The sequence below is a fragment of the Rhodococcus sp. WMMA185 genome, assembly GCF_001767395.1.
Lineage (GTDB): Bacteria > Actinomycetota > Actinomycetes > Mycobacteriales > Mycobacteriaceae > Rhodococcus_F.
Genome location: NZ_CP017014.1, coordinates 3,740,940 through 3,756,743 on the forward strand (window position 1 = coordinate 3,740,940; position 15,804 = coordinate 3,756,743).

Sequence of the window (15,804 nt, forward strand, 5' to 3'; positions counted from 1 at the left end):
GCAGGACGGGCCCAGCCGGATCAGCTGAGCGCGGCGAGTTCGCTCACGAACTGGTCGATCTCGTAGCGGGTGGTGTAGGGCGCGAGTCCGATCGTGACGGCCCCGCCCTCGTCGTTGACACCAAGCGAGTCGAGCAGTCGAGAACCGCCATGAGCACCGCTGACGGTAGCGATGCGCTTGTCGGCGAGGTGCGACGCCACTTTGTCTGCCGACAACCCGGCGACGGTGAAGCTGAGCGTCGGAACGCGGCTGGGCGAACGCCCGAGGACCATGACGTCCGGTAACCGATTGAGCAGCGACATCAGGTGGTCGAACAGGTTGTCATGGTAGTTCTGCAACGAGCTTATGGACGTCTCGAGCCTTTGACTCCGCGAACCCGTGGCCGACTCGTCGAGGTTGGCAAGGAAATCGATCGAGGTGGTGAGTCCGGCGAGCAGGGCGAATTGATGTGCCCCGACTTCGAGCCGTTCGGGTCCCCGTGCATACGGGTTGAGGGACACGGCCGGAATGCGATCGAGCATTGCGGGATCGCGGAAGACGAGGGCGCCGACCTGCGGTCCACCCCAGGCCGTGGCGCCGACGGCGACGACGTCGGCGCCGAGTTCGTTGATGTCGACGTGCGCGTACGGTGCTGCACCGATCGCGTCGACGACCATCAGTCCGCCCACCTCGTGAATCCTGTCCGCTACGACACGGACATCAGGCGCCGAACCGACGATCGGTGATGCCGCGGTCAACGCGACGAGGCGGGTCATGCTGGTGATGAGATCCTGGAACTGCCAGCTGGGAAGTTCACAGGTCTCGATCTCGACTTCCGCCCAACGCACCTGGGCGCCGTACCGGCTGGCCACGCGCAGCCAGGGCGCGACGTTGGCTTCCTCGTCGAGCCGCGAGAGAACCAACCCGGTTCCCAGGCCCAGCCGAGTACTCAACGATTCTGCGAGCCAAGCCAGCAGAACGGCGCGGTCGGGGCCGAGCACGACTCCCGCAGGATCACCCCCGACCAGGTCGGCGACGGCTGCGCGCGCAGCGTCGAGTACCGCCGCACTGCGCCGGCTGGAAACATGTTGCCCGGTCGAGGACGAGGCAGAAGCCCGGAAGGCTGTCGAGACCGTGCGTGAGACCGCATCCGGGATCTGCATGCCGGTCTGCGGATCGAGATGAATCCAACCGTCGCCTAGTGAGGGGATCAGTCCCCGTACACGGGCAACGTCGTAGGCCATGCACGACACTCTAAGACCCCAGTCAATACAGCCGACGTCAGACATCGGTTGTTGTCGCGCCAGTGCGAGCATCGGAACGGCTGGAAAATGGACGCGCCCGCACATCCCCGACCACGAGCAGACAAGATAGATGTATGACGAACTCGGAGAATGAACAATTCGTCGTGGTCGGCCCTGACGGTCAGCCCACGGCGGCTCCCGGCGAAGCCGGGAAAGAACCTTCGGAAACCGAGTCGAGCGAGAGCGGAAAGGAAGACCGCAGGGAAACAGTGGCCGACATGGTGGAGCAACCGGCGAAGGTCATGCGTATCGGAACGATGATCAAGCAACTCCTCGAGGAGGTCCGCGCAGCGCCTCTCGACGAGGCCAGCCGCAGTCGGCTGAAGGCGATCCACCATTCGTCGATCGAGGAACTCGAGCAGGGCCTCGCTCCCGAACTGCGCGACGAACTCGAACGGCTGACGCTGCCCTTCACTGACGACACCGTTCCTACGGACGCCGAGCTGCGCATTGCACAGGCACAGTTGGTCGGCTGGCTCGAGGGACTGTTCCACGGGATCCAGACGGCCCTGTTCGCCCAGCAGATGGCGGCGCGTTCGCAGCTCGAACAGATACGCCAAGGTGCGCTGCCGCCCGGCATGAGCATCGGCAACCCCCATCCCGCACAGAATCCCGACCAGGGTTCGCAGTCGGGTGGTACTGGCCAGTACTTGTAGGACGGAAGGAGACCGACGCCCGGTAGGCTCGGTGGCCGTGTCAGCATCCGCTATCGAAACCGGGGCCACCGGCGACCCGCAACCGCCCTCCGATTCGCAGACCTTCCGTCGCGCGTTCAAGGACCTCAGAGACGGCTTCGGTCAGCGTGAGCTGTGGCTGAGCCTCGGCTGGCAGGACATCAAGCAGCGCTACCGGCGGTCAGTGATCGGCCCGTTCTGGATCACGATCGCGACCGGTGTGCAGGCCTCGGCAATGGGCATTCTCTACTCCGCCCTGCTCAACATCCCGCTAAGAGAGTTCCTTCCGTACGTCACGGTGGGTCTGATCGTCTGGAACCTGATCGCCGCGAGCATCCTCGAGGGGTCCGAGGTGTTCATCGCCAACGAGGGGCTGATCAAGCAATTGCCCTCGGCGTTGAGCGTCCACGTCTACCGATTGGTATGGCGGCAGGTGCTGTTGTTCGCCCACAACCTGCTGATCTATGTGATCTTGCTGTTCGCATTCGGGGTGTGGGAGAACCTGACCTGGGCGTCGCTGATGGCGATCCCCGCGATCGCGCTGCTCGTCATCAATGCCGCGTGGGTGTCGATCATGTTCGGCATCTTCTCCACCCGCTACCGCGACATCTCGCCGGTCCTCGGCAGCCTCACGCTGCTGCTGTTCGTGCTGACACCGATCATGTGGACCACGCAGAGCCTCGTGGACCGAGGCCCAGAAGCCGCCAAGCGAGTCAAGATCGCGGAGATCAACCCGCTGTTCCACTACCTCGACATCGTGCGAGCGCCGATGATCGGACAGCCCCAGCAGGCGTATCACTGGTACATCGTTCTGGCCATCACCGCCGCCGGATGGACCGCCGCAATACTCGCGCTTCGCAAGTACCGGGCGCGTGTGCCCTACTGGGTATAGGGGAGTAGCCGATGACAACTCTCGAAGACAACGTTCAACCGAGGCGAGGGTCCATGACGAAGCACGTGAGCATCGAGACGCGAGACGCCTGCGTCGACTTCCCGATCTTCGATGCCAAGTCCCGGTCGCTGAAGAAGGCGTTCCTCGGAAAGGCCGGCGGATCCATCGGGCGCAACACCTCCGACGTCGTGGTCGTCGAGGCCCTGCGCGACGTCACACTGTCGCTGAAGGAAGGCGACCGGGTCGGCCTGGTCGGTCACAACGGCGCCGGAAAGTCCACTCTGCTCCGACTGCTGTCGGGCATCTACGAACCCACCCGCGGTAGTGCCCGCATCCGCGGACGAGTGGCGCCGGTTTTCGATCTCGGCGTCGGCATGGATCCGGAGATCTCCGGCTACGAGAACATCATCATCCGCGGCCTCTTTCTCGGGCAGACACGCAAGCAGATGCTCTCGAAGATGGACGAAATCGCCGAGTTCACCGAATTGGGTGAGTACCTTTCGATGCCGCTGCGCACCTATTCCACCGGTATGCGCGTGCGCGTCGCCATGGGTGTCGTGACCAGCATCGACCCAGAGATATTGCTGCTCGACGAGGGCATCGGCGCCGTCGACGCGGAGTTCATGAAGAAGGCACGACTGCGATTGCAGGCGCTCGTCGAGCGCTCGGGAATCCTGGTGTTCGCGAGCCACTCCAACGAGTTCCTGGCCCAACTCTGCGACTCCGCCATCTGGATCGACCACGGTCAGGTCCGGCAACGAGGCGGCATCGAAGACGTCGTCCGGGCCTATGAGGGCGACGATGCCGCCGACCACGTCCGGACGACCATCCAGGAGATGGAACGGGAGAAAGCTGGTCTGAGCGCCTCGTCCCCCGCTTCGAGCTCCACGATCGAGCACACCGCCACGGAAGACGAGACGGGGTCCGCGTGAGCACTGGTGCCGGGCGGATCGTGGGCGTCGTCGTCACCCACCAGCGCCGCGAGTTGCTGTCGGAATCGTTGAAGGTACTGAGTTCACAGACCCGGCCGCTGGACCACCTGGTCGTCGTGGACAACGCCGCGGAGGATGAAGTACGCGAGCTCGTCGAGACGTGCGGAATCCCCGCCAGCTATCTCGGCTCCCAGCACAACCTCGGTGGGGCCGGCGGCTTCGCACTCGGAATTCTCTACGCGCTCTCGCTCGGCGCCGACTGGGTATGGCTCGCGGACGACGACGGGCGTCCCGAAGGGCCCGAGGTTCTCGAGACGCTCCTCGATTGCGCGCAGCGGCACGGCTTGGCGGAGGTGTCGCCCGTCGTCTGCGACATCGACGACCCCGATCGTCTCGCGTTCCCGTTGCGCCGCGGCGTGCAGTGGCGGCGGCTTCGCTCCGAGCTGTTCACCGAAGGCGACGACTCGGCCGATCTGCTGCCGGGTATCGCCTCTCTGTTCAACGGCGCGCTGTTTCGTGCGTCCGCCATCGACACGGTCGGTGTACCCGACCTGCGTCTGTTCGTCCGCGGGGACGAAGTCGACGTCCATCGCAGGCTCGTGCGGTCCGGGTTGCCGTTCGGAACCTGTCTGCAGACGGCGTACGTGCACCCGAACGGTGCGGAAGAGTTCAAGCCGATCCTCGGCGGCCGGATGCACACCCAGTACCCGGACAACGAGACCAAGCGCTTCTTCACCTACCGCAACCGCGGCTATCTGCTGTCGCAGCCGGGCATGCGGAAACTGCTGCCGCAGGAATGGGTGCGGTTCGGCTGGTATTTCCTCGTCACGAAGCGCGATCCGCGAGGCTTGCGGGAGTGGATGCGACTGCGCAAGCTCGGGCGCCTCGAGAGGTTCGAGCGGCCGTAATTCGGTTGGCCACCGGTGCCGAGTGTGAGAACATCACTTTCGACCCGATCAACGATCCTCGAAGTGTCGCGAAGGAGTGAGTGTCCGATGACTGTCTCGTCGGTCGACGCCGTCTGCGTCCACTCCCCTTCCCCCATCGCCTGACCGAACACGTGCCGTGGTCCGGTCGGCGCTCATCGACCCGAGGATCCCACCATCATGTTCAATCCTGGACAACTCCTTTCCTACGGCTGGAACGACACTCTTTCCGACACCTTCGACAACTACCTGACCGATCACCGCGAACCCGGACGGGTGATCCGCGTACATCGCGGGCAGTGCGATGTAGCCACACCGCGCGGCATCTCCTCAGCGCTCACCGCCGACCATGTCCTGTGCACCGGCGACTGGGTAACCCTTGGAGCTCACGGCGACGAGATCGCCGTCGCGGACCTCCTCCCGCGCAGCAGCACGATCGTCCGATCGTCGGCGTCGGGTCGGTCCGAAGGGCAGCTTCTTGCGACCAACGTCGACACCGTGGTTATCGCCGCAGCACTCGACACCGCTCTCGATCTCGGGCGCATCGAACGCCTCCTGGCACTCGCGTGGGAGAGCGGTGCGCAGCCCGTGGTTGCCCTCACCAAATCCGATATCGCCTCGGATGTTCCTACCGCGATATCGGAAGTCTCCGCGGCTGCCCCGGGAGCCACGGTGATAGCGGTGAGCGGAGACACCGGTGACGGCGTCGACGTGCTCACGGCCGTGCTCACCGGGACCATTGCGCTGATCGGGCCCTCCGGGGCAGGCAAGTCCACACTCGCCAACGCGTTGCTCGGCGAAGATCTTCTGGCCACCGGACGGGTGCGCGACGGCGACAACAAGGGACGGCATACGACCGCCCATAGGGAACTGGTGCCGCTCCCGCACGGCGGAACGTTGATCGACACGCCCGGCTTGCGCGGCGTCGGCATGTGGGATGCGTCGGACGGAATCGACAAGACATTTCCGGAGATCGACGAGTTGGCGGCGCAATGCCGGTTCGACGACTGCGCACACGAGAGCGAACCCGGCTGCGCGGTGCGGGGGGCGATCGAACGCGGCGAACTCCCCGAACGGCGACTTGCCAGCTACCGCAAATTGATTCGCGAGAACAGGCGGATCGAGGCGCGCACCGACGCACGACTGCGAGCCGAACGCGGCCGTGAGATGAAGGCCATCACTCGAATGCAGAAGCAGATGATCCGCAGTAAGCGCCGCTGACACAAACGTATAACTCGCATCCCGGTTCACCCCGTGGACCGGGATGCGGGCTGGCAACATGGATATATGTTCGATCGCAAGCGGAGAAGGAACCGTCTCGAACTTCAACGAACCGTGTCCGAGGTGCTGGCTGAGTCAGACCGCCGCTCCCGCCAGTTGACCGAGAACCATCACGACCAGACCCTTGCCGAACTCAGCGCGACCAACCAGGAACTCACGCGCGTACTGTCCGAACTATCGGATGCCCGCGTGGAGATTTCCGACGTACAGCAACGCCTCAGCGAACTGGAGCGGCAGGCTCGCCGAGACATTACCCACGCGCTGGATGTGCGGGCGACGAACCAGTCCGCGGCTTTCGTGCTCGAGCACATGCCGAAGGCTCCCGTCTTCTGGAGTCCGCACGACACGCTGCGCTACGGCCTGTCGCAGGTCGAGATCGAGGGACTCGCCCTCGAGTTCGGCGTCGCGTCGGGCACCACTCTGCGGATCATCGTCGAGCAGTTGAAGGACGCCGGGCACGAGGTGTTCGGGTTCGACGTGTTCTCCGGGCTCCCACAGACCTGGCGCACCGGGTTTCCGGCCGGCGAGTTCGCACAGGAGAAGTTGCCGCACGTGCGCGGCGCGCAATTGGTGCAGGGCCTCTTCGAGGACACGCTTTCCGGCTTCCTCGAAGAGCACCCCGGGCCCGTATCGTTCGTGCACCTCGACGCCGACCTGTACTCGTCCACCAAGACAGTGCTGGACCGCCTGGGCCATAGGCTCGTCGCGGGCACGGTGATCGTGTTCGACGAGTTCTTCAACTTCCCCGGCTGGCAGGAGCACGACTACCGGGCGTGGCAGGAGTTCGTCGAACGCACTGGTGTCCGCTTCGAGTATCTGAGCTACACAGCGAACAACGAACAGGTGGTCGTACGGATTTCCGCGCCGATTTCGCTGATCTGACGCCGGCGCGCCGGAAGCCCTCGGCCACACAGCCGAGGATGTCCCGCTACTGCCTGTACAGGCGGGCCCAGTTCTCTCGGCTGGTGAGCCGCGGCAACGCATCCCGGTACTCGCGTTGCGTCGCCGAGGCATCCTCACGGAACCGCTTCATGAGCTTGGCGGTTCGCGCCGTGAGTTCACGGGCCGTTTCCTTGTCGCGGCGACGTACCCGCACGCCGGACTGGGAAGCGTCGGTGATGACGGCGCTATCGAAGAGCGATACGTGCCACCAGTGCGCCTCTGCGACAGGGATACTGGCCACTCCCCGCTGAGTACGGCCTAGCCACTGGTAAGCGGCTCGCTTGGCCAGCACCATGTCGAGCCTGCTCTTGTCCGGCTCGTATCCGGCAAACCGGGTGACGAGGTCGGCGTTGCGAATGCCGGGAATGTTCGTCGCCGGATGCTTGACCGTTTCCGGGAACCGCTTGCGCTCCTCACGAATCGAGGCCAGCGCGGCCTGACCGCCGTCTTCGAGCACCTTCGGCCCATCGAGGAAATCCTCGATACCGCGAATCATGGTGTATGCCAACCCGTACTGCATGGAGACGAGGTACTGGGTTATCTCTCGCGTCATCCTCTTACTCAAGGACTTGGCGTCGAACTCGCTGTGCAGTGCGGCCGCGATGAGCGAGTTGCGGATGCTGAAGTACTTGGCCCAGTCGTCGCGGTCCTTCCAGTGGAAGTCGGCGTGCCACACGCCGGCACCCGGCAGCGTGACGGTGACGAATCCGGCCTCGCGGGCGCGGATACCGTACTCGATGTCATCCCACTGGAAGAACATCGGCAGCGGGAGGCCGATCTCTGCCACGACCTCGGCAGGGATCAGACACGACCACCAAGCGTTGTAACCTGCATCGACGCGCTTGTTCTGCCGCTTCTTGAGTAGGTTGACGTCATGCCGCGACCCGGCCGCCCACCGGCCGGCCTTGAGCTTGGACAGATCCGCTTCCTCGGCGCTGACGTGCAGGTGGTCCGGGTTCATCAGGTAGAGCATCTGCGCGCCCACCAGCATCGGTTCCACGGTGACGTTTTCAAACGCGTTCATCCGCAGAATCGACTCCGGCTCACACAGGATGTCGTCGTCCATCAGGATCAGGTTGGCGTGCTCGTTGATGGCCGACACCTCGAACATGCCGCGGGTGAATCCGCCGGCCCCGCCGAGGTTCGGCTGCCGCAGGTACACGAGTTTGTCGCCCAGGGTCTCGGCGACCTCGGTGAACCTCGCCCGCTCCGACACGTGGTCGGTGCCCTGGTCCACCACGTACACGGCGTCGATGCTCGAAAGCATCGTGGGGTCGCTCGCGATGGCAGCGACGGTTTCGGCGCAGTCGTCCGCACGGTTGAACGTGCAGATCGCGATCGCGGCCGGCCGGATCACCGGCGGCGCGGCGACCGTCCATTCCAGTTCGCTCACCGTGAGGGCGCCGTCGATAGCTGTGAACTCGACCCACATGGAGCCGCCGTCGAGGTAGCTCTCGAGTTTCGCGGAGAGCTGTGCCGTTCCGGACCCGTCGATCTCGGCGGTCGCGAGCACGCGGGAGTGGCCGCCCGAGTCCGAGCCACGCAACGCCACCACGGCCCGCCCGGCCGCTTCGTGCCGAAACCCGACCGTCGCCTCGGTGACCGCGGTCCACCGCTGGAAGTAGCTGGCCGGGAACCGCCCGAAATAGGTGTCGGTGTCGACCGTCGCACCCTTCTCGAGGTGCACCATGTTTCGCTCGCGGTGTGCGCGACCGCGGACGATAGTGGCGTACAGGTCGTCCTTCACGCGGGTAGTGGGCCCGGTGAAGAGACCTCGCGCCACAACGAGTCGATCGGGCGCACGATGCTCGGTAAGAGCACTCTGCACTGCGGCTGTGCTCCCATCGACAGGCGCTACCGACGTGGACTCTTTCATACTGCTCCTACTATCCCCGCGAACTGTCCCCGCGAAAGTGGGTCGACCACGCCGGGATTACGGCGCGGTCCTCTTTTCCAGTTCGCAGAGTATCAACTTCGCGGTGTGCTCCCCGACCACACGGCCCGGCCTCGGTCTCCGTGCCGGGCCCGCAACCGAAACAGTCCCATCCCCATCGCGAGCACATCAGTCCTGTTGATTCGTGTTCCGTGGCCGCTATGGTCCTCACTCAGACGAACCGGAACCTCGGCCGGAACAATGCCCAGCTGCTCCACGAGGTGAACGAGCTCGGTAGTGAACAAGAATCCGGGTTCGGCCAAGTCGGGAACAAGTCCGCGAATCAGTTCGCCGTCCATGAAGACGGTTCCCTGGGGGTCGCCAGTTCTCATCCCGAGAATTGCCCGGCGCAATACCGCAAAACCCCGTGTCAAGATTCCGCGCAGGATGCCGCGCCTCACATGTGAGTCCGGGTGAGCCTTGGAGCCGATAGCGACCAAAGGCACGCGACCCTCGTCCTCGGCCGAGAACTTCTCGACACCGTCGAGGTCGTCGAACCCGAATGGCAGATCGTCCGCAGTGAGCAGTACGTGCGCGCCACGACTCGCCCTCGCCCCGGCTCGCAGAGCGTTGCCCATGCCTCTCGAACTCTGCAGCACCCTGAACGAGACCGGTCCAGCCGTCCAGTTCTCGGCAAGGCGTGTGCAGATGGCGAAGGTATCGTCGCTCGACCCGTTCTCCACGACGATGATCTCGACGTCGTGCCCGGAAAGGTGATCAGCCAACCGGCGGACGGTCTGCTCGATGACTGCAGCTGAGTTGTGTGCTGGAATTACGACCGACAGGTCGGGATCCACCGATGCGCCTTTCCGATAGCGGCAGGGACCGAAGAGACTCACTGGCGGATAGTAGCCCCTCAGGGTCCTGGGGTGCCATCATCCGCGCCCATGTCGTTTACTGAGACGATGCCGGCGATGTCGTTCACTGAGACGATGCCGGCGATGTCGTTTACTAGGACGATGCGACGCGTTCCCGAATGGCTTGTCGCGGCCGGTGTCGCGGTAGCAGCGATCCTGATCGCCATCGTTCCCCGCCTCGTCTACGACCGCTTCTACTACAGCGGCGACATGCTCGAGTCGTTCGTCCCGTCATGGCATCGGATCGGCACAGAACTCCTCGCCGGCAACTGGCTCACAGTCAACCCAGACGCCTGGATCGGCGGGAACTACGCAGGCGAGGCAGCCTACGGTCTCTACAACCCCGTGAACCTCGCCAACTACCTGCTCACAGCGCAGTTCGAGGACCTCTCGGTCGCGGCATTCGTGATCATGGCGGAGTTCCTCGCGCTGTTCGCCCTCGCCACGTATCTACTGTGCCGCGAGTACGGCGCCCGTCGCGCACCGGCGATCCTGGCCGGTCTCACCATTCCCTTCAGCGGATTCACCCTGTACTACGAGGCGGGCGGCTGGCCATCCGGGATGATGGCCGTGGCGTGGGTGACCCTGTTCTGGTGGTCTGCGCTGCGACTGTCCCGCGGACGCACGAACCCACTGTTCACATTCGTGATCGGTGCGCTGACCATCAGCATGGGCAACCCCTACGCGGCGCTCGGAGCCGTGATCGTCCTCACCGGCATCGGGATCGGGCTGCTGGTGGAGCGCAAGCTCTTCCGGCTGCTGGTGTTGGCCATCACCGGCGCGTGCGCGGGCACAGCGGCACTGGCCACGTACCTGCCGCTGTTCCTCAGCGTCGACGTCACGAGCCGCGCCGGTAGCACGGGCATCTTCAACGACACGTTCATGCAGCCGCAGATCGGCGGTGCCGCCGGGATGAGCAGCCCGTCCTACCTGCCGGTGATCACGACGTTCGGAGGCCCGGTCGAGGTCATCCCCTCCCTCTACCTCGCGTGGTTCGTGCTGCCACTACTGCCGTGGCTGCAATGGGGACGCATCCGCGCCCTCTTCGCGTCCGCCGAGTTCCGCCGTGCGCACGGACGACCCTTGATCAGCCTCGCCATCATCGCCTTCGTCTACTTCCTCTTCACCTTCGGGCCGTCGAACGTGGGGATGTTCCGGTGGCCGATCCGGCTGGTCGAGTACCTGTACCTGTGCGTCGTGATCGGTCTGTCGCTCGCCCTGTCGCTGGGGATCGCCGGCAACGCGCTCCGTAGGCGGGCCGCTGCGTCGGCGGCACTGATTGCGCTGGGCTTCTACCTGGCGTTCTCGTCGTCGCCTGCTCAAACCGGCTGGCACGCTGTGTTCGCACTGCTCATCGCAATTCTGTGCGTTCTCGCCTACGCCGCCTGGCGAACGAGGCGCACGACCGGTCTCGTCGCGGCCCTCGTCCTCGGGACCGTGGTGGTGACCGCCGTGCAGGCCTATTCGTTCACCTCGCAGATCGTGGTCGAGGATCGGTTCGACCCGTCCAGCACGACGGCGCTGTCCGAACAGACGGACCAATACGAGGGCACGGTCCTGCAACTCGCCCAGCTCGACGACACCTCCCCCGAAGACATCACCACCGGACGAATTCTCTTCGGCAACGAGATCATGGCGTCATCCGTCCAGGCCAGCATCAACGCCTACACCGGCATCGGGTTCACGGAGTTTCAGAACGCGCTCTGCATGGACTACCGGGGGGCAACGTGCCCGGAGGTCTACGCCTCACTCTGGCAGCCGGTGAATGCGGACATCTCCATTCCGTTGATCGACTACCTGCGCGTCTCGACGCTCGTGGTGCAGAACTCCCTCCTTCCGGACGTCCAAGCCGCGCCGGCGCCGCCCGGCTGGCAGGTCACCGAACGCAGCGACTCCCGGACGGTGCTGCAGCGCGACACGCCACTGCCGCTGCCCGGGACCGTCTCGTACGTATCCGACGGCGTCGAGGTGACGGCCTCGAACGCCGACGCCACCAGCGAAACCGTGCAGCTGAGCGGAAGTGGCGGCACTGTGTCGTTCGCAAGACTGGCCTGGCCCGGCTACTCGGCCACCGTCGACGGCGAGCGGGTGGACGCCGTCGCCGGATGGCACGGGCTACTCGAGGTGCCGGTGCCACCGGGCGACCACGAACTTGTCATTAAGTTCCAGCCTCCGGCACAAAGACTGTCCGTCGCGGCATTCGGGGCTGCAACCATCATGGCGCTGATCCTGGCCGTCCTCGATCCGATGCTGCGCAGACGCAAGCTGAGGGCGGCCAGGACCGTCACGACTTAGATTTGTCGCCCGCCGGCCTGGCGCGGACGTGCGCGCGTTCGCCCTGTGGTCCGAAGAGGCTGAGGATTTCCACCGGTTGCGGCCCCGGGTTGCCGAACCAGTGAGGAACGTGGGTATCGAACTCCGCGACCTCGCCCGGAGTCAGGATCAGGTCGTGTTCACCGAGGAGCAGACGCAGTCGGCCGGACAGCACGTACAGCCATTCGTAGCCCTCGTGGACCTTCAGTTGCGGCTCTGCGGCCTGATTGGAGGGCGGGATCACGTGCTTGAACGCCTGTATCCCACCGGGTCTGCGGGTGAGCGGGACGATGGTCGAGCCGAATCGTTCGACGGGTCGCAGGTGGACGCGCGGGTCCCCGGTGGCGGGTGCGTCGACGAGTTCGTCCAGTGGGAGTTGGTAGGCGCGGGCCAGCAGGAGCATCAACTCGAGGGTGGGTTTGCGCTGACCGGACTCGAGGCGCGACAGTGTGCTCACCGAGATCCCGGTCGCGTCGGAGAGTTGGGTCAAGGTTGTATCCCGCTGCTGACGCAGCGCTTTCAGGCGTGGTCCCACCGCGCCTAGAACACCGTCGAGATTGGGTAAGTCCTCGGCCATGTCCACAACTTTGCCATAACGGCAAAGGTCCTTGCCAGTAGTGCCGGTGGCGGCAAACAATCGCCGCAATGCCCACGAACCAAGGAGAAACAGTGGACGACATGTACGACGTAGTGGTCATCGGCGGTGGTGCGGCCGGCCTCAGCGGGGCGCTCGCCCTTTCTCGGGCGCGCCGCTCGGTGCTGGTGATCGACGCGGGCAGCCCCCGCAACGCACCCGCCGAGCACATGCACAACTATCTGGGCCGCGAGGGCCTACCTCCCGCCGAATTGTTGATGGGCGGGCGCGAAGAGGTAGCGGCCTACGGCGGCGAGATCATGCCCGGGACGGCCGCATCCGCGGAACGTACAGCGGACGGGACGTTCCGGGTGGTCCTGACCGATGGCAGGACCGTGCTCGCACGCAGACTCCTGGTGACCACCGGCCTCATCGATGAGCTCCCGGATGTTCCCGGGCTGGCACAGCGCTGGGGACGCGACGTTCTGCACTGCCCGTACTGCCACGGTTGGGAGACCCGCGACAAACCGATCGGCGTCCTGGCGACCGGCCCGTTGGCCGTGCACCAGGCGCTGACGTGGCGACAGTGGACCGACCGCGTGACGCTGCTCCTGGCCGACGCGATCGAACCCACCGACGACGAGTTCAATCAACTTGCCGCACGCGGCATCTCGGTGGTGGACGGCGCGGTGGCTGGACTCGAAGTTGCCGACGACCGGTTGACCGGTGTTCGTATGCAGACCAGCAAGGTGTTTCCGCTCGAGGCAGTCGTCGTTGCGACCACGCTCGTGGCCCGCTCCCAAGTTCTCGAGAGCCTCGGCCTCGAGACCACGGATCAGAAGATGGGCGGACACGTCATCGGCACGGCGGTCGCTACGGACGCTACCGGCGCCACCGCCGTTCCGGGAGTGTGGGCGGCCGGCAACGTGACCGACCCGAAGGCCCAGGTGATCATTGCCGCCGCTGCAGGTCTGAACGCCGCGGCGGCGATCAACACCGATCTCATCGGGGAGGACACGCGCCTGGCGGTCGAGGGCGTGCTCAGCCGTTAGCCGACGCGGTCACCTCGTCGACCACGCGATGCGAGGGGAGGATCGAATCGCGTTCCACACCGGGGTCTCCCTCGCCGTCTATCAGCCCGATGAAGTGTGCGAGCTGGGCGGCGAGGGGTTCCTCGCTGTAGCGAATGGTCGGGATCTCGATCACCGTCTGCTGCTGGTATCCGTCCCGATCCGGGGGGACGTCGTCGTCGATGTGCTTGTAGATCGTGATGTCACGGCGCAGAAGATCGATCTCGATCAGACGGCTCGACTCGAGCAGCGACAACTGCCGGATCTTCCGCTGACTCACCCGACTAGCCGAAATCGTTGCCACCGCACCGGATTCAAAACGCAGCACGGCCTCGGCACTGTCCTCAGCATGGTTGCGCACCGAACTATCGTGGAAGTAGCCGAATTCGCCCTTCGCCTCGACGAGCTGTGACTGGGCGAATTCGATCGCGAGATCGACATCGTGAATCAGGAGATCGGTCGCGACACCGGTCGGAATGCGAGAAACGAACGGCGAGTGTCGAATACCGTTGATCTGCCATACATCGCTCACGAATTCGTGCGCGGTCCGCACCGCCGGGTTGAACCGTTCGAGCAGACCACACATCAGCGGCACGTCGGCGACGGCGGACCGCTTCACCAGGTCGGTGCACTCCTCGTACGTTGCGGCGAGCGGCTTCTCGACGAGAAGCGGCTTGCCGAGATCCAGAATCCTGGCCGCCACGTCGCAGTGCGCAGGAGTCGCCGCCGCGACGACGACGGCGTCGATTCCGGCGAGGTCGTCGAAGTCCGCAGCCCAGGTCGTGTCGAATCGTTCCGCCGCCTCCCGGCCCCGTTCCTCGTGCGGTTCAACCAGCAAGGCCAGATCACACAGAGGAGATTGTGTGAGGACGCGAGCGTGCAGAGATCCCATCTTGCCGGATCCCACGAGCGCGATCCGTGGTCGATTCGTCGTCATGATGCCTCCAATGCGTCGCGCACGGCGGAAATTATCTGATCTATTTCGCCGTCGGACAGTGCCGCATGCACGGGCAGGCTGAGGCATCGGCGCGCCACGGATGCCGCAACCGGGGTGTCCTCGATGATTACCCGGGGATGCTTGCGGTAGCAGTCGTAGTCATACGCTGCCTTGGGGTAGTACACCCCGCTGCCGACGCCGCGCTCGTACAGACGCTGCGCGAGGATGTCGCGATCGATCGGTGCGTCTTCGCCGAGTGTGACCGTGAACTGATGCCACACGTGCCCACGGCCGTCGAGTTCCGAGGGCAACCGAAGACCGTCGACGTCCTTCAGCCCGGTGCGCAGCGCCTCGGCGTTGCGTCGGCGCGACTCCACCTGTTCGCGGTAGGACCCGAGTTGCGGCAACACGAGGCTGGCCTGCAGATCCGTCATCCGGAAGTTTTGGCCCACCATCTCGTACTCGTAGCGCCGCCGCATGCCTTGGTTTCGCAGGACCCGTAGCCGATCAGCCACCGTGTCATTGTCGGTGGTGATCATTCCGCCTTCGGCTGTGGTGAGGTTCTTCGTGGCGTAGAACGAGAAGCAACCGAGCCCGAAGCTACCCGCGCCACGGCCCTCGAAGGTGGCACCGTGCGCCTGGGCCGCGTCCTCGACCACGGCGAGCCCCCGCGACTCGGCGAGCGGCATCAGTGCCGCCATATCCGCAACCTGCCCGTACAAATGCACCGGAAGGAGCACCTTGGTGCGCTCGTTCACGCGCTCGGCCGTGACCGCGGGGTCGAGAGCGAAATCGGACTCTGTGATGTCTGCGAACCGTGCCGTCGCCCCAGACTCGAGAATCGCGTTGAGCGTGGCCACGAAGGTGAACGGGGTGGTGAGCACTTCGTCGTCCGGCTCGAGATCCTGCACCTGCAGGGCCGCGATCAGCGCAGTGGTCCCACTGTTCACCGCGACGGCGTGTCGGGTACCGACGAGTTCGGCGAATCGTTCCTCGAACTTCGCAACCTTCGGTCCCTGTGCAACCACACCAGACCGGAGGGTGTCGAGAACCTCACGCTCGACGTCCTCTCCAAAGGAAATACTCGAGATCGTGATCATAGTGCCTACGATTGGTTGGTTTCAGTTCACACCATCTCCTCAGTGTGCAACAAAGTAGAAACTGCAACAACGTGAAGGCTCCCGTCGCCA

At 64.7% G+C, this 15,804-nt stretch carries 14 protein-coding genes; 8 read left to right on the forward strand and 6 right to left on the reverse strand.

The genetic code is table 11. The features are described from left to right. Window positions 1–20: 20 nt before the first annotated feature. Complete coding sequence (locus BFN03_RS16870; RefSeq protein ID WP_070379973.1) at window positions 21–1,223, reverse strand: cysteine desulfurase-like protein; 1,203 nt, start codon at window positions 1,221–1,223, stop codon at window positions 21–23. Between the two features lie 134 nt (window positions 1,224–1,357). On the opposite strand from BFN03_RS16870, the gene BFN03_RS16875 reads away from it, so the two are divergent. From BFN03_RS16875 to BFN03_RS16900, 6 genes are all read left to right on the forward strand, one after another. Beyond that, complete coding sequence (locus BFN03_RS16875; protein ID WP_070379974.1) at window positions 1,358–1,939, forward strand: bacterial proteasome activator family protein; 582 nt, start codon at window positions 1,358–1,360, stop codon at window positions 1,937–1,939. A gap of 37 nt (window positions 1,940–1,976) precedes the next feature. Next, window positions 1,977–2,849 (forward strand): galactan export ABC transporter permease subunit Wzm/RfbD, encoded by an 873-nt coding sequence (gene wzm, locus BFN03_RS16880; RefSeq protein WP_070381014.1) that lies wholly within the window; start codon window positions 1,977–1,979, stop codon window positions 2,847–2,849. 53 nt (window positions 2,850–2,902) lie between these two features. Continuing rightward, window positions 2,903–3,781, forward strand: coding sequence for a galactan export ABC transporter ATP-binding subunit Wzt/RfbE (wzt, locus tag BFN03_RS16885; RefSeq protein WP_070379975.1), 879 nt, complete (start codon window positions 2,903–2,905; stop codon window positions 3,779–3,781). Further along, window positions 3,778–4,689, forward strand: coding sequence for a galactofuranosyltransferase GlfT1 (gene glfT1, locus BFN03_RS16890; protein WP_070379976.1), 912 nt, complete (start codon window positions 3,778–3,780; stop codon window positions 4,687–4,689). The genes wzt and glfT1 overlap by 4 nt, the downstream gene beginning before the upstream one ends. Before the next feature lie 198 nt (window positions 4,690–4,887). After that, the gene (gene rsgA, locus BFN03_RS16895; RefSeq protein WP_070379977.1) at window positions 4,888–5,928 is read left to right on the forward strand and encodes a ribosome small subunit-dependent GTPase A; all 1,041 of its coding nucleotides are present in this window, start codon (window positions 4,888–4,890) and stop codon (window positions 5,926–5,928) included. Between the two features lie 66 nt (window positions 5,929–5,994). Next, window positions 5,995–6,870 (forward strand): class I SAM-dependent methyltransferase, encoded by an 876-nt coding sequence (locus tag BFN03_RS16900; protein WP_070379978.1) that lies wholly within the window; start codon window positions 5,995–5,997, stop codon window positions 6,868–6,870. 46 nt (window positions 6,871–6,916) lie between these two features. Here BFN03_RS16900 and BFN03_RS16905 read toward each other — a convergent pair whose 3' ends face one another. Beyond that, window positions 6,917–8,806, reverse strand: coding sequence for a glycosyltransferase (locus BFN03_RS16905; protein ID WP_070379979.1), 1,890 nt, complete (start codon window positions 8,804–8,806; stop codon window positions 6,917–6,919). Window positions 8,807–8,898: 92 nt separating this feature from the next. Then, complete coding sequence (locus BFN03_RS16910) at window positions 8,899–9,702, reverse strand: glycosyltransferase (RefSeq protein ID WP_070379980.1); 804 nt, start codon at window positions 9,700–9,702, stop codon at window positions 8,899–8,901. Between the two features lie 102 nt (window positions 9,703–9,804). Here BFN03_RS16910 and BFN03_RS16915 point away from each other — a divergent pair, with 102 nt between their 5' ends. Continuing rightward, complete coding sequence (locus BFN03_RS16915) at window positions 9,805–12,015, forward strand: hypothetical protein (RefSeq protein WP_442971892.1); 2,211 nt, start codon at window positions 9,805–9,807, stop codon at window positions 12,013–12,015. On the opposite strand, the gene BFN03_RS16920 is transcribed toward BFN03_RS16915, so the two are convergent. After that, complete coding sequence (locus BFN03_RS16920; RefSeq protein ID WP_070381015.1) at window positions 12,005–12,610, reverse strand: helix-turn-helix domain-containing protein; 606 nt, start codon at window positions 12,608–12,610, stop codon at window positions 12,005–12,007. The genes BFN03_RS16915 and BFN03_RS16920 overlap by 11 nt on opposite strands. Before the next feature lie 92 nt (window positions 12,611–12,702). Between BFN03_RS16920 and BFN03_RS16925 the strand changes: the two genes are divergently transcribed. Further along, on the forward strand, window positions 12,703–13,659 hold the full coding sequence (locus BFN03_RS16925) for an NAD(P)/FAD-dependent oxidoreductase (protein WP_070379981.1): 957 nt from the start codon (window positions 12,703–12,705) through the stop codon (window positions 13,657–13,659). Here BFN03_RS16925 and BFN03_RS16930 read toward each other — a convergent pair. Both BFN03_RS16930 and BFN03_RS16935 read right to left on the reverse strand, forming a co-directional pair. Then, window positions 13,649–14,614 carry a Gfo/Idh/MocA family oxidoreductase gene (locus BFN03_RS16930; protein ID WP_070379982.1) on the reverse strand — a complete coding sequence of 322 codons (966 nt, stop codon included), beginning with the start codon at window positions 14,612–14,614 and terminating at the stop codon, window positions 13,649–13,651. The two genes, BFN03_RS16925 and BFN03_RS16930, sit on opposite strands and share 11 nt — an antisense overlap. Next, window positions 14,611–15,714 (reverse strand): DegT/DnrJ/EryC1/StrS family aminotransferase, encoded by a 1,104-nt coding sequence (locus BFN03_RS16935; protein ID WP_070379983.1) that lies wholly within the window; start codon window positions 15,712–15,714, stop codon window positions 14,611–14,613. Before BFN03_RS16935 ends, BFN03_RS16930 begins: the two co-directional genes overlap by 4 nt. Between the last annotated feature and the right edge of the window lie 90 nt (window positions 15,715–15,804).

Bases quoted from the DNA above. Each gene is read 5' to 3' on its own strand.
- BFN03_RS16870 (WP_070379973.1), bottom strand. From the start codon at position 1,223: ATGGCCTACGACGTTGCCCGTGTACGGGGACTGATCCCCTCACTAGGC.
- BFN03_RS16900 (WP_070379978.1), top strand. From the start codon at position 5,995: ATGTTCGATCGCAAGCGGAGAAGGAACCGTCTCGAACTTCAACGAACC.
- BFN03_RS16905 (WP_070379979.1), bottom strand. From the start codon at position 8,806: ATGAAAGAGTCCACGTCGGTAGCGCCTGTCGATGGGAGCACAGCCGCA.
- BFN03_RS16915 (WP_442971892.1), top strand. From the start codon at position 9,805: ATGTCGTTTACTAGGACGATGCGACGCGTTCCCGAATGGCTTGTCGCG.
- BFN03_RS16930 (WP_070379982.1), bottom strand. From the start codon at position 14,614: ATGACGACGAATCGACCACGGATCGCGCTCGTGGGATCCGGCAAGATG.
- wzt (WP_070379975.1), top strand. From the start codon at position 2,903: ATGACGAAGCACGTGAGCATCGAGACGCGAGACGCCTGCGTCGACTTC.
- rsgA (WP_070379977.1), top strand. From the start codon at position 4,888: ATGTTCAATCCTGGACAACTCCTTTCCTACGGCTGGAACGACACTCTT.
- BFN03_RS16920 (WP_070381015.1), bottom strand. From the start codon at position 12,610: ATGGCCGAGGACTTACCCAATCTCGACGGTGTTCTAGGCGCGGTGGGA.
- BFN03_RS16875 (WP_070379974.1), top strand. From the start codon at position 1,358: ATGACGAACTCGGAGAATGAACAATTCGTCGTGGTCGGCCCTGACGGT.
- BFN03_RS16935 (WP_070379983.1), bottom strand. From the start codon at position 15,714: ATGATCACGATCTCGAGTATTTCCTTTGGAGAGGACGTCGAGCGTGAG.